This window comes from Bradyrhizobium lablabi, assembly GCF_018129385.1.
Taxonomy (GTDB): Bacteria; Pseudomonadota; Alphaproteobacteria; order Rhizobiales; family Xanthobacteraceae; genus Bradyrhizobium; species Bradyrhizobium lablabi_C.
This window is the reverse complement of sequence record NZ_JAFCLN010000001.1, coordinates 22,293-43,638: the sequence shown is the minus strand read 5'-3', so window position 1 is coordinate 43,638 and position 21,346 is coordinate 22,293. Positions and strand designations below refer to the sequence as shown.

The 21,346-nt window shown below is 62.6% G+C and carries 20 protein-coding genes; 2 read left to right on the top strand and 18 right to left on the bottom strand.

What is annotated here, in order from left to right:
* Nucleotide 1: 1 nt before the first annotated feature.
* The 13 genes from JQ628_RS00205 to JQ628_RS00145 form a co-directional block, all read right to left on the bottom strand.
* Nucleotides 2-1,414 (bottom strand): cytochrome ubiquinol oxidase subunit I, encoded by a 1,413-nt coding sequence (locus JQ628_RS00205; RefSeq protein WP_212217428.1) that lies wholly within the window; start codon nt 1,412-1,414, stop codon nt 2-4.
* Between the two features lie 129 nt (nt 1,415-1,543).
* Complete coding sequence (locus JQ628_RS00200; RefSeq protein ID WP_212217425.1) at nt 1,544-2,218, bottom strand: YoaK family protein; 675 nt, start codon at nt 2,216-2,218, stop codon at nt 1,544-1,546.
* A 55-nt stretch (nt 2,219-2,273) separates the two neighbouring features.
* A complete protein-coding gene (gene mqo / locus JQ628_RS00195) occupies nt 2,274-3,818 on the bottom strand; it encodes a malate dehydrogenase (quinone) (RefSeq protein WP_212217422.1) in 1,545 nt (514 codons plus the stop codon).
* Nucleotides 3,819-3,848: 30 nt separating this feature from the next.
* Nucleotides 3,849-4,253, bottom strand: a complete 405-nt coding sequence (locus JQ628_RS00190) for a hypothetical protein (RefSeq protein WP_212217419.1) — start codon at nt 4,251-4,253, stop codon at nt 3,849-3,851.
* A gap of 27 nt (nt 4,254-4,280) precedes the next feature.
* Nucleotides 4,281-4,670, bottom strand: coding sequence for a hypothetical protein (locus tag JQ628_RS00185; RefSeq protein ID WP_212217417.1), 390 nt, complete (start codon nt 4,668-4,670; stop codon nt 4,281-4,283).
* The gene (fumC, locus tag JQ628_RS00180) at nt 4,667-6,112 is read right to left on the bottom strand and encodes a class II fumarate hydratase (RefSeq protein WP_212217415.1); all 1,446 of its coding nucleotides are present in this window, start codon (nt 6,110-6,112) and stop codon (nt 4,667-4,669) included. Before fumC ends, JQ628_RS00185 begins: the two co-directional genes overlap by 4 nt.
* A gap of 98 nt (nt 6,113-6,210) precedes the next feature.
* On the bottom strand, nt 6,211-7,044 hold the full coding sequence (fdhD, locus tag JQ628_RS00175; protein ID WP_212217413.1) for a formate dehydrogenase accessory sulfurtransferase FdhD: 834 nt from the start codon (nt 7,042-7,044) through the stop codon (nt 6,211-6,213).
* Nucleotides 7,045-7,047: 3 nt separating this feature from the next.
* On the bottom strand, nt 7,048-7,638 hold the full coding sequence (locus tag JQ628_RS00170; RefSeq protein ID WP_212217411.1) for an HdeD family acid-resistance protein: 591 nt from the start codon (nt 7,636-7,638) through the stop codon (nt 7,048-7,050).
* 296 nt (nt 7,639-7,934) lie between these two features.
* On the bottom strand, nt 7,935-8,408 hold the full coding sequence (locus JQ628_RS00165) for a DUF1348 family protein (protein WP_212217409.1): 474 nt from the start codon (nt 8,406-8,408) through the stop codon (nt 7,935-7,937).
* 38 nt (nt 8,409-8,446) lie between these two features.
* Nucleotides 8,447-9,097, bottom strand: a complete 651-nt coding sequence (locus JQ628_RS00160) for a sensor histidine kinase (RefSeq protein WP_212217407.1) — start codon at nt 9,095-9,097, stop codon at nt 8,447-8,449.
* Between the two features lie 8 nt (nt 9,098-9,105).
* On the bottom strand, nt 9,106-9,606 hold the full coding sequence (locus JQ628_RS00155) for a Dps family protein (protein ID WP_212217404.1): 501 nt from the start codon (nt 9,604-9,606) through the stop codon (nt 9,106-9,108).
* Between the two features lie 67 nt (nt 9,607-9,673).
* Nucleotides 9,674-10,294 carry a cytochrome b gene (locus tag JQ628_RS00150; RefSeq protein ID WP_212217401.1) on the bottom strand — a complete coding sequence of 207 codons (621 nt, stop codon included), beginning with the start codon at nt 10,292-10,294 and terminating at the stop codon, nt 9,674-9,676.
* Nucleotides 10,291-11,346, bottom strand: a complete 1,056-nt coding sequence (locus JQ628_RS00145) for a catalase family peroxidase (protein ID WP_212217398.1) — start codon at nt 11,344-11,346, stop codon at nt 10,291-10,293. Before JQ628_RS00145 ends, JQ628_RS00150 begins: the two co-directional genes overlap by 4 nt.
* A 399-nt stretch (nt 11,347-11,745) precedes the next feature.
* On the opposite strand from JQ628_RS00145, the gene JQ628_RS00140 reads away from it, so the two are divergent.
* Nucleotides 11,746-12,639, top strand: a complete 894-nt coding sequence (locus tag JQ628_RS00140; RefSeq protein ID WP_212217395.1) for an SDR family oxidoreductase — start codon at nt 11,746-11,748, stop codon at nt 12,637-12,639.
* Nucleotides 12,640-12,671: 32 nt separating this feature from the next.
* A complete protein-coding gene (locus JQ628_RS00135; RefSeq protein WP_212217392.1) occupies nt 12,672-15,557 on the top strand; it encodes an ATP-binding protein in 2,886 nt (961 codons plus the stop codon).
* Between the two features lie 43 nt (nt 15,558-15,600).
* Here the strand turns inward: JQ628_RS00135 and JQ628_RS00130 are convergent, their stop codons facing one another.
* From JQ628_RS00130 to rutC, 5 genes are all read right to left on the bottom strand, one after another.
* The gene (locus tag JQ628_RS00130) at nt 15,601-18,228 is read right to left on the bottom strand and encodes an MMPL family transporter (RefSeq protein ID WP_212217389.1); all 2,628 of its coding nucleotides are present in this window, start codon (nt 18,226-18,228) and stop codon (nt 15,601-15,603) included.
* 290 nt (nt 18,229-18,518) lie between these two features.
* Entirely contained in the window at nt 18,519-19,334 is an 816-nt protein-coding gene (locus tag JQ628_RS00125; RefSeq protein WP_212217385.1) for an ABC transporter ATP-binding protein, read from the bottom strand.
* Nucleotides 19,331-20,122, bottom strand: coding sequence for a pyrimidine utilization protein D (rutD, locus tag JQ628_RS00120; protein WP_212217382.1), 792 nt, complete (start codon nt 20,120-20,122; stop codon nt 19,331-19,333). Before rutD ends, JQ628_RS00125 begins: the two co-directional genes overlap by 4 nt.
* 28 nt (nt 20,123-20,150) lie before the next feature.
* The gene (locus JQ628_RS00115; protein WP_349627996.1) at nt 20,151-20,948 is read right to left on the bottom strand and encodes an ABC transporter permease; all 798 of its coding nucleotides are present in this window, start codon (nt 20,946-20,948) and stop codon (nt 20,151-20,153) included.
* A gap of 1 nt (nt 20,949) precedes the next feature.
* Entirely contained in the window at nt 20,950-21,336 is a 387-nt protein-coding gene (gene rutC, locus JQ628_RS00110) for a pyrimidine utilization protein C (protein ID WP_212217379.1), read from the bottom strand.
* Nucleotides 21,337-21,346 lie beyond the last annotated feature (10 nt).

Below are 21,346 nucleotides of genomic sequence, written 5' to 3'. Positions count from 1 at the left end.
GCTATTCTCCTGGCTGAACGAAATGACGCTGCGAGACGGATGTCGGATCGGCCAGCGACATCGGCCGGTTTGGTACGGCGCCGGTCGGAACCGCGGCCAGCGAGCCGACGGGACCGGCGCGCAGCAGCCGGTAGATGAAGTAGATGCCGAACGAGAAGATGAAGGCGTAGACCGCGGCGAACAGGATCAGCGTGGTCGCAGCCGCATGCGCCGTCAGGAACGGCGTCATGGCTTTTGCGGTACGCAGCACGCCATAGACGACCCAGGGCTGGCGGCCGATTTCGGCAGTGTACCAGCCGGCGAGCGTCGCAATGAAGGGCAGCGGGAAGCTGAAGAAGATACCCCACAACAGCCAGCGGGTTTGCTGAAGCCGATTGCGATAGATCAACCAGGAGCCGAACCACGCCAGCCCAAGCATGATCAGGCCGCAGCCGACCATGACGCGGAAAGTCATGAAGGGGATCAGCACCGGCGGCCGGTCCTCCGGCGGGAACGAGGTCAGCCCGACCTCTTTGGAGGTCGTGCTCATGCTCGCGATGATGCTGCCGAGCACGGGGATCTTGAACTCGTAGCGGTTCGATTGGGTCGCCTCGTCGGGAATCGCGATGATCACTTCGCTGGCCGGCTGCTCGTCATGCCAGCGCGCCTCGATTGCCGCGAATTTGGCCGGCTGATGGTCGTGCACGTAGTCGCCGACGAAATGCCCGAACGCGAGCTGCACCGGCAGCAGGACCGCTGCAAGGAACAGGCCCATGCGCAGCATCACGCGGGCCTCTGCATAATGGATGTTGCGCAGCGCGTACCACGCCCCGGTCGCCGCGACGCAGAAGGCGCTGGTGAGATAGGCGGCGAGCAGCATGTGCACGAAGCGCACCATGGCGACCTGGTTGAAGATGATCTTCAGCCAGTCGACGGGAACAAAAACGCCGTTCTGCTCGACATAGCCGACCGGCACCTGCATCCAGCTATTGTTGATCATGATCCAGAACGCCGAGAGCGTCGTGCCCAGCGCCACCATCGCCACGGAGAAGAGATAGAAGCCCGGACGAACGCGATTTCTGCCGAAGACGAGAATGCCGAAGAAACTCGCTTCCAGCATGAAGGCGGTAAACGTCTCATACGACAGCAGCGGCCCCTGGATCGGACCCGACATCTTTGACAGTTCGCTCCAGTTCGTGCCGAACTGGAATCCCATCACGACGCCCGAGACGACGCCGAGGCCGAAGGCAATGCCGAAAATCTTCAGCCAGAACTCGAACAGTACCTGATAGACCTGCTTGCCGGTGCGCAAATGCAGAGCTTCCAGCACCGTGAGCCATGCGGCGAGGCCGATGGTGAAGGCCGGAAAGATGATGTGAAACGAGATCGTGAACCCGAACTGGATTCGCGACAGAAGCAATGCGGTGGCGTCCATCAAAATTCTCCCGGCCCCATGGCCCGAAAGTCGATCGGCACCGACGCTAGCTGCGTCCGGCGCGGCCGGCTTCCGGAATGGAATGCAGCCTTGCGAATCCGCATGGTTGGTTGACCGCTCGGGGTTGCGTCAGCGAAGGCGGGGCCGGCCGCACAGCCACAGTGCCGTCACGAGGAGCGCGAGCGGTACGATGAGGCTGCTCGCGCCAAGGCGGACCGTTGTAAAGCCGCCGGTAACGGCGCCGAGCAGGAACATCAGGCATATCGTGAGCATCGTCCTTGCGCCACGCGCCGCCTCACGATCGCCCGTCGATGTCAACTGCTCCACGGCGCGAAGGAAATTTCCGGTCACGGTGACCGAAATGTATTTCCAATGCTCGACCTGGCGGAAGCTGGCAGTCTGAAGCGCAACTCCAAAGGACATTCCGATAATCGCGAGCGGTCCCGGCAGGCGGTGAAGCAGCAGCAACAGCATGACGGCCGTGAGCCCGACGATCTCGGCGGTCAGGCAGAGCAGTGGCGCTTTGGCGCGGCGCGCCACCCACGCTCCCGCGAGGAAGGCAAGGATGGGCGGAACATGATGGGCCGCCTGATGCCAGTTGCCCAGCGCGAGATTCATCCCGAGGAAAACGACATTGCCGGTCTGCGAATTGGCAAAGACACCGCCGAGTGAAAGCCAACTGAAGGCATCAAGGAAGCCACCCGACATGGTCAGCAGACAGGCAACGGCGAGCGATTGCTCCGGCGCATCCGCGCTCACCTGCCCGTTCGCCGCCAGTCCCGGGGATGCCGCTTCCATCGCCATTGCGCAACTCATCACAGTCGGTTGCCGGCGCCCACGGGTGCCGGCTTGCGACTGCTCAGGCATCGACCCTGGAGCGCACCGCCGATGTGGCCGACGGGCTTGTCGCATTGTCGATCTTGAGGACCTCGGCAGTCCTTGCGCGGATTTGCCGGGTCAGCTCCGCATCTTTGATCAGCGACACGCCGTAAGATGGGATGATCTGCTTCAGCTTCGGCAGCCAACCGCTCGCCGTCAGTTGGCCCGCAAAGCATTTCTCCAGCACCTCGATCGCGATGAAGGCGGCAGTGGATGCGCCCGGCGAGGCGCCGAGCAACGCCACCAGGGATTGATCGGATGCGCCGACCAGCTCCGTGCCGAACTCCAGCAGGCCGCCGCGCTTGACGTCAGGCTTGATGATCTGCACCCGCTGCCCGGCGACCTGTAGCTTCCAGTCCTTCGGATCAGCGTTGGGGAAATATTCGTCCAGCGTCGCCAGCCGATGGCTCTCCGATTGCAGGAGCTGACCCACCAGGTATTCGGTGAGGTCGAAATTGTCGCGCGCAACCGAGAGCAGCGGCTTGATGTTGGCAGGCCTCACCGATTCGAACAGATCGAGCAGCGATCCGTGCTTGAGGAACTTGCTGGAGAAGCCGGCATATGGACCGAACAGCAGCGAACGCTGTCCGCCGATGATGCGCGTGTCGAGGTGCGGGACCGACATCGGCGGTGAACCGACGGCGGCCTTGCCGTAAACCTTCGCATGGTGACGCTTGCTGATCTCCGGATCGTCGCAGCGCAGCCAGATTCCGCTGACCGGGAAGCCGCCATAGCCCTTGCCTTCGGGAATGCCGGACTTCTGGAGCAGCGGCAGCGCGCCGCCGCCGGCGCCGATGAACACGAATTTGGCCTTCACGGCGTGTACCTCGCCGCTGTCAAGATCCTGGACCTTGACCAGCCAGCGTCCTTTCTCCTCCTCTCGAACGAGATCGATGACACGGTTCTTGTAGTGCACCTGGCATCCGGGCTGCGCGGCCAGATGGCTGACCAGAAGACGGGTCAAGGCGCCGTAATCTACGTCGGTGCCGCTGATGATGCGTGTCGCGGCGACCGGTTCGTCCGCGCTTCGGCCCTCCACGACCAGCGGCGTCCATTCGCCCAGCTTGTTGCGGTCTTCGGTGTATTCCATGCCCTCATAGCAGTGATGGGCCGACATCGCGTCGAACCGCTTGCGCAGGAAGCCGATATTGGCGGCATCATGCACGAAGCTCATATGCGGACACGGATGGATGAAGGCGCGCGGATCCGCTATCGCGCCCTTCCCAACGAGGTGGGACCAGAACTGCCGCGAGAGATCGAACTCGACATTGACTTCCAGCGCGCGGGAGATGTCGACGCTGCCGTCGGCGCGCTGCGGCGTATAATTCATTTCGCAATTGGCAGCGTGGCCGGTGCCGGCGTTGTTCCAGGCCTCCGAGCTTTCGAGCCCGCAGTCCTCCAGTGTTTCGAACGTCGAGATGGTGAGCGAGGGCTCGAGCTCCTTCAGGAAGGTGCCAAGGGTGGCGCTCATGATGCCGGCACCGATCAGCACTACATCCGGTTCGCTATTGACGGCTGAAGTCATTGCAATCTCCTTTGGCTTTCGAGACGACGTCTAGACCGCGGCCGGCTGCCGCTTGCGTGCGCGGTACGGCACCGGCGCATTCGGCTTGAGCACCAGATACGCGCGCCGCCATGAGGAATCGTCCGTCAGCTTCCAGCTATGGCCGGAGCCGGCGGTATCTTCGGCAAGCAGGATGTCGCCGGGGTGCAGCAGGAAATGCTGGCCGCCGCGGGTCTGGAAATCGAGCGTCCCGCTCATGGTGACGACGAGCTGCCGCACCGGTGCGGTGTGCCATGAAAAGGCACCGCCGGATTCGGTCTCCTGGAACGAGATGGTCGCCACATCGACATTTGTGCTCAGCCATTCGCTGCCCTGCCCAGCAGCAAGCTCGATGACGCCTTCCTCGAAATAGGAATTTTCATCGTCACCCGTCCAAATGCGCACACATCTGATCATCGTCGGACTCCTGTCGTGCTTGTGTGTTTACCGGGCGGCGGTCGGCCGGAACGGGACGACGGCACCGGGATCGAGGACCGCGTAAAGACGGCGCCAGGGCTCCTCGCCCAGCATGCGCCAGTTGTGGCCGGTTCCGCCGGTGTCCTCGGTGTAGAGCACATCGCCCTGGCACAGCGTGAAACGACCATCGGGCGTTTCGAACTCGACGGCGCCGCTCAATGTGATGAGAAGCTGCCGCACGGCGTCGGTGTGCCATCCCAGCACCGGGTCCTTGCCGGTCTGATGGAGCGCGGCCGAACTGATCGAAAACTTTCCGCTGAGCGCGTCGCCCCTTGCGCCGGGCTCGAGATCGATTGCTCCTTCCTCGAAGTGCGACTTGCGGTCAGCACCGGTCCACAATTTGACGCAACGGATCATCTTGCGCTCTCCATGACTTGCTTGTCTTTCCCTGCCGCCGCCTCGCTGGCGACATAGGGCTTGACCATCTTGGCAGGATCGACGATCCGGTCGAATTCAGCCTCGCTGACGTAGCCGAGCTTCAGTGCGGCCGCCTTGAGCGAGAGGTCGTGATCCAGCGCGTGGTGTGCGATCCGGGAAGCCTTGTCGTAGCCGATCACCGGCGCCAGCGCGGTGACCAACATCAGCGAGCGCTCCAGATATTCGGCGATCTTCTTTCGGTTCGGCTCCGTGCCTTCAACCAGGAAACGGCGGAAGTTGGCGCAGCCGTCAGCGAGGATGGCGATCGACTGCGTGATGTTGTGGATCATCAGCGGCTTGTAGACGTTCATCTCCAGATAGCCGCTGGCGCCGCCGAACCCGACCGCGACATCGTTCGCCATCACCTGCACGGCGATCATCGTCAGCGCCTCGGCCTGGGTCGGATTGACCTTGCCCGGCATGATCGAGGAGCCCGGCTCGTTCGACGGAATGATCAGCTCGGCAAATCCGGCGCGCGGACCGCAGGACATCAGGCGGATATCGTTGGCGATCTTGTAGAGCGAGACCGCCAGCGTACGGAACGTTCCGGAAAGCTGCACCAGCGCGTCGTGCGCGCCTTGCACGGTGAACTTGTTTGGCGCAGTGACGAATGTCAGCCCGGTGATATCCGCTATTTCCGCGGCCGCTGCCTCGGCAAAGCCCGGCGCCGCATTGATGCCGGTGCCGACGGCCGTTCCGCCCAGCGCCAGCCGATAGACGCCCTTGAGCGCATCGTCGATGCGGTCCAGATCGTCCGCGAGCATCCCGGCATAGCCCGACCATTCCTGACCGAGCGTGACGGGTGTTGCATCCTGCATATGGGTGCGGCCGATCTTGACGATGCCGTCCCACTCGCGCGCCTTGCTGTCGATCGCATCGCGCAGCGCCTGCACCGCAGGGAGCAAACGTCGTGTCACATTGACCGCCGCGGCGATATACATCGCCGACGGAAAGCTGTCGTTCGACGATTGCGACATGTTGACGTGGTCGTTCGGATGAACCGGCGCCTTGCTGCCAAGGGGCGTTCCCGCGAGCTGGCAGCAACGATTCGAGATCACCTCGTTGACGTTCATGTTGAACTGGGTGCCGCTGCCCGTCATCCAGACGTGCAGCGGAAACATGTCGTGATGCTGTCCCGCGAGGATCTCCTCGCAAACCTCGACGATCAGCTTGTGACGCGTGCTGTCGAGGCGTTTGCCGGCATGGTTGGCATTGGCGGCGGCCTTCTTGAGGATGGCATAGGCCTCGATCATCTCGCGCGGCATCAGATCCTTGCCGATGCTGAAATGTTCGAGCGACCGCTGGGTTTGCGCGCCCCACAGCTTGTCGGCGGGGACGTCGACCTCACCCAGGCTATCCGTTTCCTTGCGAACGCCGCTCATCACTTGCTTCTCCGCCTGATGGTACGCCCCGCAGTTCAACATTACGCCCGAAGGCTGCTCGCAAGCTTCCCGATACGAACGATTTTGCGCGATTCACGCTACGCGGCGCGCTGCGGCCTTGGGGCGGTCTTGGGCAGGACGATGCGATGCGGGTGTGTGAAGACGCCGTATCCGTCATCGCGCGCGATCGCCAGCAAGGTGATGCCGGCTTCCTCCGCGGTCCGGATGGCGAGTGTCGTCGGCGCCGAAACGGCGATGACCACACCGGCTCCGATCATCGCCGCCTTCTGGACCATCTCCACCGAAACACGGCTGGTCAGCAGCACCGCGCCTTCCGAGGCCGGCAGGCCCCAGCCGACAATCGCGCCGGCGAGCTTGTCGAGCGCGTTGTGCCGGCCGACGTCTTCGCGTACCGGCCCGATGCCCATCGACGGATGCCAAAAGGCCGCCGCATGCATGGATCGCGTCTGCTGATTGAGAATCTGAAGCGGTGCCAGCGACTGCATGGCGGAGAGCAGGTCCCGCGCGTGGAACGCGGCGCCACTTGCCACCTGGAGCGGTGCCCGCCGCGCCTGTTCGAGACTTTCGATACCGCATAGCCCGCAGCCGACGGGACCGCTCATGGCGCGCCGCCGCGCCGCCAGCGAAGCTGCGCGATCGCCATTGAGCCACATCCGCACCTCGATACCGAGTTCGTTTGAAATGACCTCGACGCTTTCGATATCGCCGGCGCGTTCGACGATGCCTTCGGTGAGGGTAAAGCCGATGCCAAAATCCTCGAGGTCGGCGGGAGTCGCCATCATCACGGCATGGGTCGATCCGTTATAGCTCAGCGCCACGGCGGCCTCTTCCGCGACCAGGCGCGACGTCGCCGTCGCGCTGCCGCCGCGCCATGCGATCTCCTCGTGACGCGTGAATGTCGACGGGATCATGATCTATGCCGCGTCCGAATGGCGGGAGGCGCGCGCCTTGAGGCCCACGCCGAATGCGATCAATCCCCACCCCTGGAAGATCAAGTCGACCACCAGCATCGCGCCAAGCAGCCACAGCCCGATCGCAGGCCAAAGTGCGACGATCACGACGCCGACGCAAAAGGACAAGACACCGGCCGCCACGATCCAGCGCCAGCCGGTCATCGGCCTAGCATGGAAGCCGGCCCATATCCGCATCACGCCAGCGGCTACCATGAAAACGCCGACTGTCAGCGACAGCGTGAGCGAAGCAAAGACCGGATCGTAAAGGATGATGGCGCCCGCCGCTGCATAGACGATGCCCGCGAGCTGCCAGAACAAAAAGCCGCGCAGGCCCCGCGCCGTGAAGGCATGAATGATCTGGAAAATGCCGGCTACGACCATCGCCGCGCCGATCACCAGCACCGACGCCAGATTGGCGGCCATCAGGTTGGCCGATGCGATCCCGCCGAGGATCAGTTCGCCGACACCGAGGGCAACGAACCAGCCCCATTTGCCCGATATGGCGTGGATGGCCGTTCCCAGCGTCGGCTTCACATTGACTGCATCCGTCATCGGCGACCCTTTCAATGATCTCGCTTGACCGGCTCGCGGCCAACTGTCTTGCGAGATGGCTCCGGCTGGTGACGCAGCCGAAGTCGACTGTGAATCCTGCGCGGCACATTATGGCCGGGCAGGCCCGGTCGTCTTGCAGGAGCGGACGGCTCTTTCAGAAATGAACGGACATGGAGACGGCCGATCACGGTCGAGCGGCAAGCGCGTGCAAGGTGCGAACGGAGCAAAAACTGAGGCCCAGGTTTGCCAGCCCGGGCCTCAGCCATTTGTATTCGAAGAGGTGAACGTGCGCGCCGTCAAAGTCCGAGATCGGAAAGCCCCGGATGATCCTTGGGCCGCGGACCGGAGCGATCCCAATGGCACTTGCAATCGGACTCCTTGATCGGCAAGTCGTTGATGCAGGCAAAGCGCCGCTGCATCAGCCCGTTGTCGGCAAACTCCCAATTCTCGTTGCCGTAGGAGCGAAACCAGTTGCCGGAATCGTCGTGCCATTCGTAGGCGAAGCGCACAGCGATGCGATTGTCGGTGAATGCCCACAGCTCCTTGATGAGACGGTAGTCGAGTTCCTTCGCCCATTTGCGCGTGAGGAACGCGACGATCTCCTCTCGGCCGTGGCAGAACTCCGACCGGTTTCGCCAATAGCTGTCCGGCGTGTAAACCAGCGAGACGCGTTTCGGATCGCAGGAATTCCAGCCGTCCTCGGCGCTGCGCACCTTCTGGATGGCGGTCTCACGGGTGAATGGCGGCAATGGCGGGCGAGTTTCTGTCATGTCGGGCTCCGTTTCTAAAATCCAGGCTTCGGAACGAGTCAGGCGCTATGCGGGAGTTTGACGATCGTTTTGGTGCCGTCCGGAGCGCGCTTCATCTCGACCGTTCCGTGCAGGCTGGCGGCAAGCGCTTCAACGATTGACAGGCTGGCTTCCGCAGGCGGGAGGCCGGTGGATGCACCGTTATCCCTGATGCAGCATTCGATCGATGAGTCGGTTGCCCATATCTCGAGCCGAATCGCACCGGGCTTGCCATCGAAGACGTGGTGCGCGGCGCCAGCGATCAGTTCAAACACGATCATGCCCAGCAGCCAGCAGCGCTCGGAGTCCATCCGCAGCGGATGGACGGAGAGCAACAGTTCGATCCCCTCGCCCGCCAGCATTGAGCTGCTGATGGCCTGGCAAAGCTGCTGGAGATAGGCTGCCGGATCGACCATCGTGGTGTATTCCGGCGCCTGCAACGAATGATGAATGCGGGCAAAATTCTTCAGACGGTCCTGGATCGACGTCAGGGTGACCCTGGCTTGATCGTCGCGGCAACGGCTCGCCGCCGCCGAGACCAGGCCGATGACGGAGGCGAGTTCGTTGTTGATCCGATGCGAGAACTCACGCAGCAGCAGGCGCTCGGTGGCGCCATGCTCCGGCGATAGCTCCGACAGGCCGCTCATCGTTGCCACAACGTCGGACCGCATACGTCATCTCATGCATGCGGGCCCGTACGGCCGGCTTCATAGAGGAACCAGACGCGGCGTTCGGTCTCATCGATCCAGTTCTCCAGCAGGCTCGCTGTCGCGACGTCGCTATATTCGTCGCAGAGCTCGTGCACCCGCCGCATTTCCCGCGTCAGTTGCTGGTTGTCGCTACGCAGCTCCGCCAGCATGTCCTGCGGGTCGACATAGTCGGCATCGTTGTCGAGGATACGCTGCTCGCGTGCGATATGGCCGATCGACCGCAGCGTCGTTCCGCCGATCTTGCGTGCGCGCTCCGCGATGTCGTCGGTCATGGCAAAAATCTGGTCGGACTGCTCATCCAGCAGCAGGTGGTAGTCGCGGAAATGCGGACCCGACATGTGCCAGTGAAAATTCTTGGTCTTCAGGTAAAGCGCGAAAACATCCGCGAGCAGGGCCCTCAGCGCGGCAGGGATATCCCGATTGGCGCCCGTTCCGAGATCGGTCGGGCTTTGCAGATCGGCTTTGGTCATTTTTGGTTTTCCTTGCGAGGTTGGATGTTGCGAAGTTTCTAGAGCTGGTTCACGGCAGCGGTCTTTCTCACCCGCGAGAATACTTTTCGGTTTGCACGTTCACCGCCGGCCGGGCATGCGTATCTCGTTCGGCCGGGGTCGCCCTGGCCGCCAACGACACGGGCGAGATGGTCTCGAACACGCCGTCGCGCCGGATCAAGGCATGGAACAGCGCGGCGGCGACATGCAGCAGCACCAGCGCAAAGAACGCAAAGGCAAGATAGAAATGCGCGTTCCAGAGCAGCGTGTGCACGCCATCGCTCTGCGGCAGCAGCGGGGGAATTTGAATGCCGCCGGCAAGCACGACCGGATAGGCGGCGGCCCAAAGCATGCTCACACCAAGCAGCGGCATGACGATCATCAGGCCATACAGCGCGACGTGAGACAGGTACGCTCCAAGCTTGATCGTCGCCGGCAGGTCGACGGGCAGCGGCGGAGCTCCGTAGTACAGCCGCAGCGCCAGCCGGATCAGCACCAGGACCAGGAGCGTAACGCCCAGCGTCTTGTGGATCGAAATCAGCGGCAGATATTTCGGAGTGACGGTCGATACCATGCCCACGCCGATGAAAAACATGGCGATGATGCAGACGGCCATCAGCCAGTGCAGCAAGCGCTGAAGCAGGGTGAAACGGTGAGGAAGGCTGGTCATGGCTTGGCTACCTCGGTTCGCGGATAGTCCTTGGCCTCGGCCGTGCGCAGATCGTAGGACTTTCGGTAGACCGACGAACGCGCGGCCGGGAACGGATCGTCAGATACGCGGATGCCCGGCGGCAGCACGGTCGGATCGAAGTTGATGTCGCGGCAGGGGCCGTTGCGCTCGGCCTCGATCCTTTGCACGATCAGCGTTCCGACCGTCACTGTCCGGCGTCCCTGCGGCCAGGCCTTGCTCGGATCGGCGGTCTGGTCGCCGGGATCGGCCACCGTCACCACCATGTTCCATCGTTGCGGACCTGTGTCGCGCACGCGTTCCGCAATCTCCTTTTCGAGGTAGTTCGGGCCGCGCTTCTCGAGCTCATCCTGCGAGATCGGGACCGGCTGCGCGGCAGGCTCCAGCGCCCATCGCACCGCATGGTCGTTGCCGCCGCCGTCGGTAAAGATGAAGCTGTTGAGGCCATGATACGGCTCTTCCGCATAGCTCGCGGTCCAGGGCGCTGTCTTGGCCCAGTCAGCAAATGCAGCGATTTCCGGATTGGCCGCCGCGAAGGCTTTCATGGCGTTGGGGTCCTTGCTGCCCGAGGCATGCAGAAGGCCGTAGAATGCCTGTGGCGTGGAAACCGGAAAGACCGGCGGATTGATCATCGCCGTCCGCCATTCGCGGCCGTCGTCCGACGAGATCAACAGGCCCATGCCGCGCACCCGTACCGTGCCATCGGCCGCACCCGGATTGGGAGTGCCGAGGTTGAAGCGGCCGAGCGCCGGATATCGGCCCGCCGCAAAGACCCTCGCGGTCGAAAGCGGCACGCCGTTACCGTTCGACTCGAAGACGCCGGTGAAGCAAATTCCCTTGGCATGATTGCGCCGGTGGCCGAGCGGATCGACGCCCGGCGGGGTCAACGCTTCCACCATCTTTTCCGGCGTCAGCCGATGGGGCGACAGCCATCCGGCTGTATACGCGAAGGCAGCCGCGCCACCTCCGAGCACGGCAGCGATCAGGACGAGTGATCCAAAACCCGAGCGCGGCAATTGGCTTGGCTGGTTCATTGCATCTCCTAGGCGTCGTGAGTTCCATGCCACCGGCTTCCGGCCCGGCAAACACGTGCCAACGCTGCGCTTGTAGCCGTCGGCCGGAGCCGCGCGCTTCTCAAACTCACCGGAATTTTCAGGAAGGCACGCATCCGACGGACGCGACCGTTCCACACCGGGCCGCATTGGATGACGAGTGCGCTCAGGCAAGCCTCTCCCTGACCGAATGCGGGCAATTTGAAAAAATCGTGCGTTGTGAAAATTGCATCGAGAGGTCCGAAAGACCCGGCAGCGAGCACGCCCTAAGCCAGAGGCATTCTTCGCTCACAGGCAGCGATCTGACATCACCAAGCGATCTGGTTGTGCCGCCAGACCACTGCCGGACCGAACGGAATCCGAAAGTAATCAGGGGATGGGATGCGCAAAGTCGTCGTCGTTACGGGGGCCGCGAACGGCATCGGAAGAAACACATGCATCGAACTGGCACGGGCGGGGCATTCGGTCTACGCATCGATGCGTGAAACGAAGGGCCGGAACGCCGGCCGTATCGGGGAAATCGAAGGGCTAGCGAAGCGCGACGGCCTCGATCTGCGGGCCATCGAGCTCGACGTTTCTTCAGACACTTCCGTCAATTCGGCGATCGAACGGATCATCGCCGATAACGGCCGGCTCGATGTGATCGTGCACAGTGCCGGACAAATCGTCTACGGGCCGGCGGAAGCCTTCACGCCGGAGCAACTCGCGGAACTGTACGACACCAACGTGCTCAGCACGCAGCGTGTCAACCGCGCGGCCTTGCCGCAACTGCGCAAGCAGGGACGCGGCTTGCTGGTGTGGATCTCCTCCAGCACGGCGCGTGGCGGCGCAGTGCCTTTTCTGGGAACCTACGCCTCTTCAAAAGCTGCCCTGGATGCGCTCGCGCTAAGCTATGCCGGAGAACTCGCGCGCTGGGGCATCGAGACCGCGATCGTCGTTCCCGGCGCGTTGGGCCCCGGACATTATGTTCGCTCCGGCCGCCCCCGCGACGCCGTGACGGCAGAAGAATACGCCGACGGCCCAACCGCCGACATCAGCGAAATTGCGCTCGGCGGGCTCGCCGAACTCTCCCCGCGCGACGCCGACCCGCAAGGTGTCGCACGCATCATCGCGAAGGTTGTGGAGATGCCATTTGGCCAGCGCCCGTTGCGGATCCATTTCGGCCCTGACGATGGCGGGGCCGCGGTGGTGGACGAGGTGGCCGATCGCGCCCGTGCGGAACTGCTACGGCGCATCGGGCTCGAAGATGTTCTCAAGCCAGCGATCATCGGATAGTCTGGGCAAAACCCTGAAAGGGCGTGCCAATCATGGACGACCGCGTACAGGGCATTGTTCGTCGGCCTGTCGCGGATCCCAGCGTACAGGGGGACGTTTCGTTTGGCCCATTCCGCCTGTACGCCAAACAACGGCGGCTCGAGAAGGACGGACATCCGCTTCCTCTTTCTACCCGCGCCTTCGATATTCTGGTAGCGCTGGTCGAGCAGGCAGGCACCATCGTCAGCAAGAACGATCTGATCGCTCGGGTGTGGCCCGGCATTAACGTCGACGAGGGCAGCCTTCGGGTGCACGTCGCATCGCTCCGGAAGGCACTCGGCGACGGCGAGGCCGGCGCCAGATATCTGACTACGGTCTCCGGACACGGCTATTGCTTCGTAGGAGACGTCGCGCGGCATGATGTCGCAAGGCCGGTTCCCGTCACGGAGAAATCCGACAATCTGCCCGCGCGCCAGATCGAGATGGTCGGTCGCGATCAGACCGTCAGCGAAATATCGGAAAAGCTGACCGGCAGCCGATTTGTCACCATCGTCGGACCGGGCGGCATCGGCAAGACCACGGTCGCCATTTCGGCCGGTCGCGCCTTGCTGGATAAGTTCGCCGGCCACGTCCGGTTCATCGACCTCGATGCGATCCGTGATGCGACGCTCGTTCCCGGCATCGTCGCATCGGCGCTCGGACTGCCGGCGCGATCCAGCGACCCCACGGACAGCCTCGCGGCATTTTTGCGCGACAAGCAAATGCTGCTGATCCTGGATTGCTGCGAGCATGTCATCGATACAACGGCGGCGCTGGTCGAGCGGCTGTACAGGGAAGCTCCGCAGTTGCACGTCCTGGCCACAAGCCGGGAATCGCTGCGGGTGGAAGGCGAGCACATTCACCGCCTGCTGCCGCTGGCGTATCCGCCGGAAGGCCAACCTCTCACGGCCGTCGAGGCACTCGCCTTCCCTGCGGTCAAGCTCTTCGTTGCCCGCGCGATCGCCAGCGGCGGCGGGTTCGAGCTGACCGATGCGAGCGCGACCGATGTCGGCACGATCTGCCGGCGGCTCGACGGCATCGCACTTGCGATCGAACTTGCTGCCGGCCGTATCGGTGTCTACGGCGTCACGCCGATGATCGAGTTCCTGGACAAGCAGTTCAATATGCTGTGGGAAGGAAGGCGCACGGCGGTTCCGCGACATCGCACGCTGCGCGCGACCATCGAGTGGAGTTACGATCTGCTTTCCCAACAGGAACGCGAGGTTCTTTGCCGGCTGTCGGTCTTTTTCGGCGGCTTTACCCTCGAAGCGGCTCGCGCGATCGCCAGGACGGAAGAGACCGACGACCATGCCGTCATGGCCGCACTTGCCAGCCTCGTCGCCAAATCGATGCTGACATTGGACTCGAGCAAACCGTCGGCGCGATACCGGTTGCTCGACGTAACGCGCGCATTCGCCCAGGAAAAGCTCGCCGCAGGCGGCAAGGCCGAAATGATGGCGCGCCGCCATGCCTGCTATTTCCTGGAATTGCTCGAGCGCCTCGGTGACAACCCGGACGAGAGTCTCCCGGCGGTCGCCGATCAGTTCGGCAGCGTCAGGAGCGCGCTGACATGGTGCTTCTCGGAGCGCGGAGATCGCACGGTAGGGGTCGCGCTCGCTGCCGCATCGATCCCCCTGTTCTTCGAATTGTCGTTCCTCGCCGAGTGCGAACTATGGTCGATGCGCGCCATCGAAGCGATCGGTGCCGTGAGCGGAAGCGAGCGGCATGATCTCGCGCTTCATGCCGCCCTTGGATCGGCACGGATGCTGTCGGGACAAATTGACGAAGCGACCTCAACCACTCTGTGGCGGGCGCTCGCACTTGCCGAGAAAATCGGCGACACACGCCGCCAGCTCCGTCTGCTCGACCGGCTGCATTGGCTGCAACTGTTCACCGGCAGGATTGATGAGTCACTGAACATAGCAAGGCGCGGCGAGACCGTCGCCGGGCAAAGCGACGATTTGGCAGCACTGGCTCGCATGCGAGTATCCCTCAGCATCTCCTACCATTTCTTCGGCGATGTTGCCGCCTCTCGTTCGCATATCGAAGCAGCCTTGCTGCATTCGGGACTGGAAGCGGATGTCCATCGCAGCCTGACTTTCGATTATCCCAGGCGCGCCCAGATCACCCTGGCACGCATCCTTTGGCTTCAAGGGTACTTCGATCAGGCCATGGAAACCGCCCGCGCCGCCCTCGCCGATGTTGCGGCCGTCGATCAACCGATAAAGCTCTGCCGCGCACTGCTGTGGGCGTACGCCGTATTCTACTGGAATCAGGAGCTTGACGAATTTGAGGAGCATATCGAACGGCTGCGCACGGAAACCCGCAGGTACAATCTCGGTTCGCTGCAAATTTTCGGCGACGCCCTGAAAGGCACCGCGTTGCTGGAGCGAGGCGAGGTCGATGCTGCGCTGGCCCTGTTGCAAGGCTCGGTCGAGAAAATGCACAGCAATCGATTCAACGGCGCGTCCGGATTCAATATCCCGCTTGCACGGGCGCTGGCGGCGGCAAACCGGCCCAATGAAGCGTTACAGGTGATCGAGCGAGCTATTGACGAAGGGGAGTCCTGCAATTTCGGGATGGAAATGTCCGACATGTTGCGGCTCCGAGGGGAACTGCTGACGTCCGGCGACAACATGGATCTCTTGCAGGCAGAAAATACCCTCCTGCAATCGCTCGAACTGGCCCGAACACAGGGAGCGTTGGGTTACGAACTGCGCACCGCGGTTAGCCTGGCGAGGCTGTGGCGGCGACAGGATCGCCGCAAGGAAGCGCACGGCATGCTGGCTCCGATCCTTGCCCGGTTCAGCGAGGGGTTTCGCACGCGCGGATACCGGGCGGCCGCAGACTTGCTTGCCGAGTTGGCTTCGCAGCGTCCGGGCTCCCTCGCCGTCCATTGACGCAGCTTCGCGGCGCCACGGCATCCTTCCCTCGCGCGGCCGTTTACTCCGCGACGTCAGACACCAGATTCCTGGCCGGCGCGCCGGCAGTTCCCCTTACCTGGCGCGGCGGTCCCATCAAAACCGGCTGGAACAGCACGGCCGCAGCCATCGTGCACAGCAGCGCGAGCGCCATCATCTTGCCCATGCTGGACATCCCGGGGTAGCTGGACGACCACATGCTGCCGAACGCCACTGCATTGGTCATCGCACTGAAGATCACCGCGCGCGTCAGGCTGGATTGCAGCAACCCCGTTTTGCCTTCGCGCCAGGCGAGGATGTAATAGATCTTGAACGCGACGCCCACGCCGAGCAGCAGCGGCAGCGCGATGATGTTGGCGAAATTGAGCACCGTGCCCGTCAGCGCACATATCTCCAGCGTAACGGCGCCGGCCAGCAACAGCGGTATCAGCGTCAGGAGGACATCCGTCACCCGCCGCAATGCGATCAGGAGCAGCACTGCGATGGCGACCAGCGCGACGATGCCCGCTTCGGCGAACGCTTCGATGACCGTTTTGCCGGACTCGTAGAGACTGATTGCGGGGCCGGTCGCAGATGGTTCGACCGACAGGACGGATGTTGCGAAATTTCGGAGTACGCCGACATTGCTGACGTCGCCTTTCGGCAGCGCCTGCACGCGGGCACGTCCGTCAGGCAGCAGCCAGTCGCGAACGAGGTTCTGCGGAAGGTCCTTGATGGTCACAGGCTGCGGATCGAGGCTGTTCCGCAGCCGTTCCAGATCGTGGTTCAACGATGGAACGACGGCGGCTTCGGCGCGCTTGCGCGTTGCCGGGTCGGATTGAGCCAGGCGCGTCAGCAGGCCGGAAACGCTTCGCGCGGCGTCAGCGCCCGGCCCGGTCGCAGTGCCGGCAGCCTTCAGAAGATTCGCCGCCGTGGCGCGGATCGCATCGACATTATCCTTGTCCGAAGGCGCGGGATCGCGTTTCGGATCGAGCGCGCCACGAAGACGGGTTGCGGCGCTCTTGACGACGGAAATCTTCTGATCCTGATCGGCGGGTACGAAGCTGTTGAGCGTCAGCGTACGCAGCACTTGCGGCAATGCCGCCAGACGTCCGGCGATGGCATCGGCATCGCCAAGCGATCCGGCGACGACTTCCGCCTCTGTCCCGCTGGTCAGCGGATTTCCCTGCAACTCGCGATAGGCCACCACCGACGGGGCCTTCTGATCCTGCAAGTTGATCGGGTTGAAGTCGAACGGCAGGCGGGACAGCAGCGGCGTTCCCGCGAGAACCACAGCGAAAGTGCCGGTGATGACGACGATGCGGTGCCGCTGTAGAAAATCGTCAAGCGCGGCCAGTCTGGCGAACCCGACGGGCACCGCCTCGCCCGGCGGAGAGAGCAGCGCCAGCACCGCCGGCACCAGGGTGACGCTGCACAGGAAGGCGACCAGCATGCCGCATCCGGCGATCAGGCCAAGCTCGGACAATCCCTTGTAGGGCGTCGGCAGGAACGAGAAGAAGGCGACGGCGGTGGCCGCCGCGGCCAATGTAAGGGGCGCAGCCACCTCGCGCGCAGCCTTTCTCAGCGCCTCGTGCAGGTCGTCGTGCTCATGCCGCTCCGAACGGTAACGCACGCTGAACTGGATCCCGAAGTCGACACCGAGACCGACGAACAGAACGAAGAAGGCGATCGAGAGCAGGTTGAAGGCGCCGACCAGCGCGAGGCCAAGCGCAGCCGTGGTGGCAAGGCCGACGATCACGCTGAAGGCGACGGCGGCGACAATCTTCCACGAGCGCAGCGCCAGCCACAGCACAATCAGCGTCCCGAACAGGGCGGTCAGGGTGTCGCGCAGCGCGCTTTGCCTGATCACCGAAAACTGGTCGTCGTTCAGGGGCACCACGCCGGTCAATTGCACGGTCGCACCGAATTTCTCCGCAAGCTTCAGGTCGCTAACCGCATGCCGAATGCCGTCCGTCGCCTTGCGGCCCGGCTGTAGCGCCGAATAATCCAGCACCGGCTGCACCTCGATGAAATGACGCAACTGCTCGGCTTGCGGCGGCGCGCCCTGCACCAGCGTCTGCCAGGAGAACGTTGCCGGCCTGCCGGCGAGCACATCGCCGAGCGTCTTGCCGGCAAGCGAGAGCGGCCAGACAAGCTGGTCGAGCTTCAAGTCGCCGCCTTGCACGCCGTCAGCGGCAAAGCCAAGCGCCTTCATGGCGCCACGCAGGCTCGGATCGGCCGCCAGCGTGCCGACCAGGATGTCGGCGCTCGACAGTCCCGCCATCGATTCCTTGAGCTTTGGCAGCGGCTCGAACAGGAGACCATTTTGCTGAAAGAATTTTCCGCCATCCGACTGGGCGACCGACCGGAACAGGTCCGGCCGTTTGCCGAGCTGCCTCTCCAATGCACTGGCCGCCTGCTCGGAATCTTCCGGCGTCGGCGCCGCCACGACCACCAGGATTTCCTTCTGCGGAAAGGTCTTGACGAAATCGGCCTGACGCTGCCGCCAGGGCAGATCACTGGCGATGAGGTTTTCCGTATTCGTTGTGATCGAGAAATGCGTGAGGTCGAAGGCGACGGCCGCGGCAGCGATCAACAGCCCGAGGATGAATATCCTCCAAGGGTAGCGCGCGCAGAAACCGACAAGTCCTGACATCGCTGACTTCAACATGATTGTCGCTCCCACGGCGCCCAATGCCATGAGGGTGCCCTTTCCCACGACTTGCACGCTAATGGGCGCGGCGTATTCCCATGTTTGCCGCAATGTTTCGAATTTGAACGCTGTGATGTGGTCGGCGCAGCATTGCGCCGCCATCGAACGGGAACTATGGCGTTGAACGCGCGGCACAGCAGTTCGCGTCGGCACCACGACAAGTGTTTGATTTTGCGATAGCCGGCGCGACCGGGGCTCGAACCCGGACGCGACGATGGGCCCTTCGGAGCAACTGCGCAGACGGAACTCTAAAGCTGAGGCATTTCCAGGTCGGCCCAGATCTTCGCGAAATAGACATGGAATGCGGGGTCCGTTCGTAGTGAAGCCGGGTCGCGCCCCGTTCTCGGCAAGTCGATCTTGTGGAATGCCTTGACCGTCGCAGGGCGGCCGGTCAGGACGAGAACCCGGTCCGCCATCGCAATTGCTTCGCCGATATCGTGCGTTACCAGGATCGCGCTCTTGCCGCGGTCGCGGATGATACGAGAGACCTCAACCTGCAACAACAGACGTGTCTGGAAATCAAGCGCCGAAAATGGCTCGTCCAGCAATATCACTTCCGGATCGAAGGCCAGCGTTCGCATGATAGCCACACGCTGACGCATTCCGCCCGAAAGCGACGACGGCTTCGCATTCTCGAAACCCGCCAGACCGTAAGCCTGGATCAGTTCCCGCGCGATCTCGTAAGACCGGGCTTTCGGGACGTTGCGCACCTCAAGACCAAGGACGACATTTTCGATGACTGTTCGCCAGGGAAGAAGCAGGTCCTTCTGCAACATGTAACCGACGTGCCCTGTCGCATCGTCCACCCTGCGACCTGCGACCTCGACATGACCTCGCGTAGGAGGAAGCAGTCCGGCGATGACATTGAATAGCGTCGACTTGCCGCAACCGGAAGGCCCGACGATCGCAAGCGTTTCGCCCTGATAGAGCTCGAAATCCACTTTGCGGATCGCTTCCACCACATGATCGCGAGTCTTGAACGTCACAACGATATCTTCCGCGCGGAGCGTTACCGGACGTTCGACGGGAGCGGCTTGAAGGCGGAGCTGCTTGGATGCGTTCATCGGTCAACCTCTGCGCAAAATTCGAGGAGCGTGCGGTTGAAGACGTCGGGGGTGACGACGGTATAAGCGTGCGCGCCCCATGCAACTTCATGGACCCTGGCCCCGGGAATTACCTTTGCGAGCTCATGCGTAAGATAAGCCGGGACCAGAGCATCGTCCTTTGCCGAAGCGAGAAGCGTCGGCACACGTATAGCCGCCGAGCGCTTGCCAACGTCGAAATCCAGAAACATGTCGATCCGCTGATTCATTGTGGCGATCGGCGGAAAGTGCGCCAGGATCTTCTCCTCTTCCGCCTCAAGCTGGACAATGTTCTCGGAAATCCAGGATGGCGGATACAGGAATAAAGGTTGCGCCCGCACATAGGCTTTTGGTCCGGACTGATTCAGTATCTGCTTTCTTATTTCAAAACAGCGCCTGAGGAAGGGATCCGCCCTGCCCCAGCCATTGACAACAACCAGGCTGCGCAATCGCTGCGGATGATGGCTGGCGAGCTCAAGTCCGACGATGCCGCCGATGGCATGACCGACAATGTGCGCGGCATCCAGCCCCGCATGATCCATGACGGCGACGATATCGTCCGCCATTCCCGTGATCGTTCGTTCACATCGTGAGCTGCGCCCGGTGCCCACGTGGTCGTAAAGTATAACCGTGTGATTTGCCGCAAGCGCGGTGAGCTGAGGCGTCCAGAACAGACCACTCCCGCCCATGCCGGCCGAAAGCACGATAGGTGTGCCCTGGCCGTGAGACTCGTAATAGATGTCGGCACCGGTGCCGCTTGCGAAAGGCATTGGCTCTGCTCGTTCTGGTTTGTGTTGATCAGGGACGCAGATACCGCTCGATCAGATCGATCGCGCCGTACATGAGCAGCGCGACGGCCATCAACGCCGCGATTCCGACCCAGACCGCGTTGAGGTCATAGAGCACGCCGGCATAGTAGATCATGTAGCCGAGGCCTTCCTTCGAGGCGATATACTCGCCGACGACGGCGCCAATCAATGCGAAGCCGACATTCAGCCTGAAGGCTGCCACTATCCACGGCATCGAACCTGGAACGATGACCGTACGCCATGTCCTCCAGCGTCCGGCGCCAAGAGAGCGCATTAGCTTGACGAGATCTGCATCGACCTCCCTGGCTCCCTGAAGCGCGGTGATGACCGAAACGATCAGGGTAATGATCGCGGCAATCGCAATCTTGGACGATATTCCAATCCCGAACCAAACGATTATCAGCGGCGCGAGGGCGATCTTGGGCAGGCCGTTGAGAGCGATCAGATAGGGGCGCAATACGGAAGCGGCTGTAGGGAACAGCCAAAGAGACAGACCAATGAAGCTCCCGATGATCGTCCCAAGCAGAAAGCCGGCAATTCCCTCCCAGGCCGTGATGCCGGCATCGCGGAGCAGTTCGCCATTTGCCAGCAAAAGCGCCGCCTTGGCGAAGATGCCGCTGGGCTGTCCGTAGATATAGACGGCGATCCACTCGAAGCGGATTGCCAACTCCCAGCCGATCAACAACGCGGCCAGGAGCGCGACTTGTAACAGGCCAATCCGCAGAGCGGCCGGCATAACATACCCGCTCCTGGCAGCGACTTCCGGCGCCGCATCGACAGCCGCCACGTCAGGACCTCTTGTGAGCGATCGACGCAATTTCGACCAATGCGTCGGGCTTCACCAATCCGCACTGGATGCAATAGCGCGCGGGCTTTTCGCCGGGGAAATATTCGGCATAGACCTTGTTGACGGAGCCATAGTTCGCCCAATCCGTAATGAAGATGTGGTTGAAGGTGACGTCGGTGAGACTGGATCCTGCCGTCTCGAGAACGCCCTTGATCGTCTCCAGGATATGCCGTGTCTGCGCAGCAGCATCGCCCTTGTGAACGACATTGTTGTCCTTGTCGAAGGCCAGGGTTCCCGACACGTAAATTGCGTTGTCGGCCATGATGCCCGGAGAATAGGGGGCGAGGGGCGGCTGCGTTCCGGTTGGAATAATCGCACGGTTGGTCATGATTTGCTGC

What these genes read in the sequence shown, in the direction of transcription:
- JQ628_RS00155 (WP_212217404.1), bottom strand. Translation starts at nt 9,606, where the DNA reads ATGACCAAAGCCGATCTGCAAAGCCCGACCGATCTCGGAACGGGCGCC.
- JQ628_RS00170 (WP_212217411.1), bottom strand. Translation starts at nt 7,638, where the DNA reads ATGACGGATGCAGTCAATGTGAAGCCGACGCTGGGAACGGCCATCCAC.
- rutC (WP_212217379.1), bottom strand. Translation starts at nt 21,336, where the DNA reads ATGACCAACCGTGCGATTATTCCAACCGGAACGCAGCCGCCCCTCGCC.
- JQ628_RS00150 (WP_212217401.1), bottom strand. Translation starts at nt 10,294, where the DNA reads ATGACCAGCCTTCCTCACCGTTTCACCCTGCTTCAGCGCTTGCTGCAC.
- JQ628_RS00130 (WP_212217389.1), bottom strand. Translation starts at nt 18,228, where the DNA reads ATGTTGAAGTCAGCGATGTCAGGACTTGTCGGTTTCTGCGCGCGCTAC.
- JQ628_RS00185 (WP_212217417.1), bottom strand. Translation starts at nt 4,670, where the DNA reads ATGATCCGTTGCGTCAAATTGTGGACCGGTGCTGACCGCAAGTCGCAC.
- JQ628_RS00140 (WP_212217395.1), top strand. Translation starts at nt 11,746, where the DNA reads ATGCGCAAAGTCGTCGTCGTTACGGGGGCCGCGAACGGCATCGGAAGA.
- rutD (WP_212217382.1), bottom strand. Translation starts at nt 20,122, where the DNA reads ATGCCTTTCGCAAGCGGCACCGGTGCCGACATCTATTACGAGTCTCAC.
- fdhD (WP_212217413.1), bottom strand. Translation starts at nt 7,044, where the DNA reads ATGATCCCGTCGACATTCACGCGTCACGAGGAGATCGCATGGCGCGGC.
- JQ628_RS00125 (WP_212217385.1), bottom strand. Translation starts at nt 19,334, where the DNA reads ATGAACGCATCCAAGCAGCTCCGCCTTCAAGCCGCTCCCGTCGAACGT.
- JQ628_RS00135 (WP_212217392.1), top strand. Translation starts at nt 12,672, where the DNA reads ATGGACGACCGCGTACAGGGCATTGTTCGTCGGCCTGTCGCGGATCCC.
- JQ628_RS00205 (WP_212217428.1), bottom strand. Translation starts at nt 1,414, where the DNA reads ATGGACGCCACCGCATTGCTTCTGTCGCGAATCCAGTTCGGGTTCACG.
- JQ628_RS00145 (WP_212217398.1), bottom strand. Translation starts at nt 11,346, where the DNA reads ATGAACCAGCCAAGCCAATTGCCGCGCTCGGGTTTTGGATCACTCGTC.
- JQ628_RS00200 (WP_212217425.1), bottom strand. Translation starts at nt 2,218, where the DNA reads ATGGCGATGGAAGCGGCATCCCCGGGACTGGCGGCGAACGGGCAGGTG.
- JQ628_RS00190 (WP_212217419.1), bottom strand. Translation starts at nt 4,253, where the DNA reads ATGATCAGATGTGTGCGCATTTGGACGGGTGACGATGAAAATTCCTAT.
- JQ628_RS00165 (WP_212217409.1), bottom strand. Translation starts at nt 8,408, where the DNA reads ATGACAGAAACTCGCCCGCCATTGCCGCCATTCACCCGTGAGACCGCC.
- mqo (WP_212217422.1), bottom strand. Translation starts at nt 3,818, where the DNA reads ATGACTTCAGCCGTCAATAGCGAACCGGATGTAGTGCTGATCGGTGCC.
- fumC (WP_212217415.1), bottom strand. Translation starts at nt 6,112, where the DNA reads ATGAGCGGCGTTCGCAAGGAAACGGATAGCCTGGGTGAGGTCGACGTC.
- JQ628_RS00160 (WP_212217407.1), bottom strand. Translation starts at nt 9,097, where the DNA reads ATGCGGTCCGACGTTGTGGCAACGATGAGCGGCCTGTCGGAGCTATCG.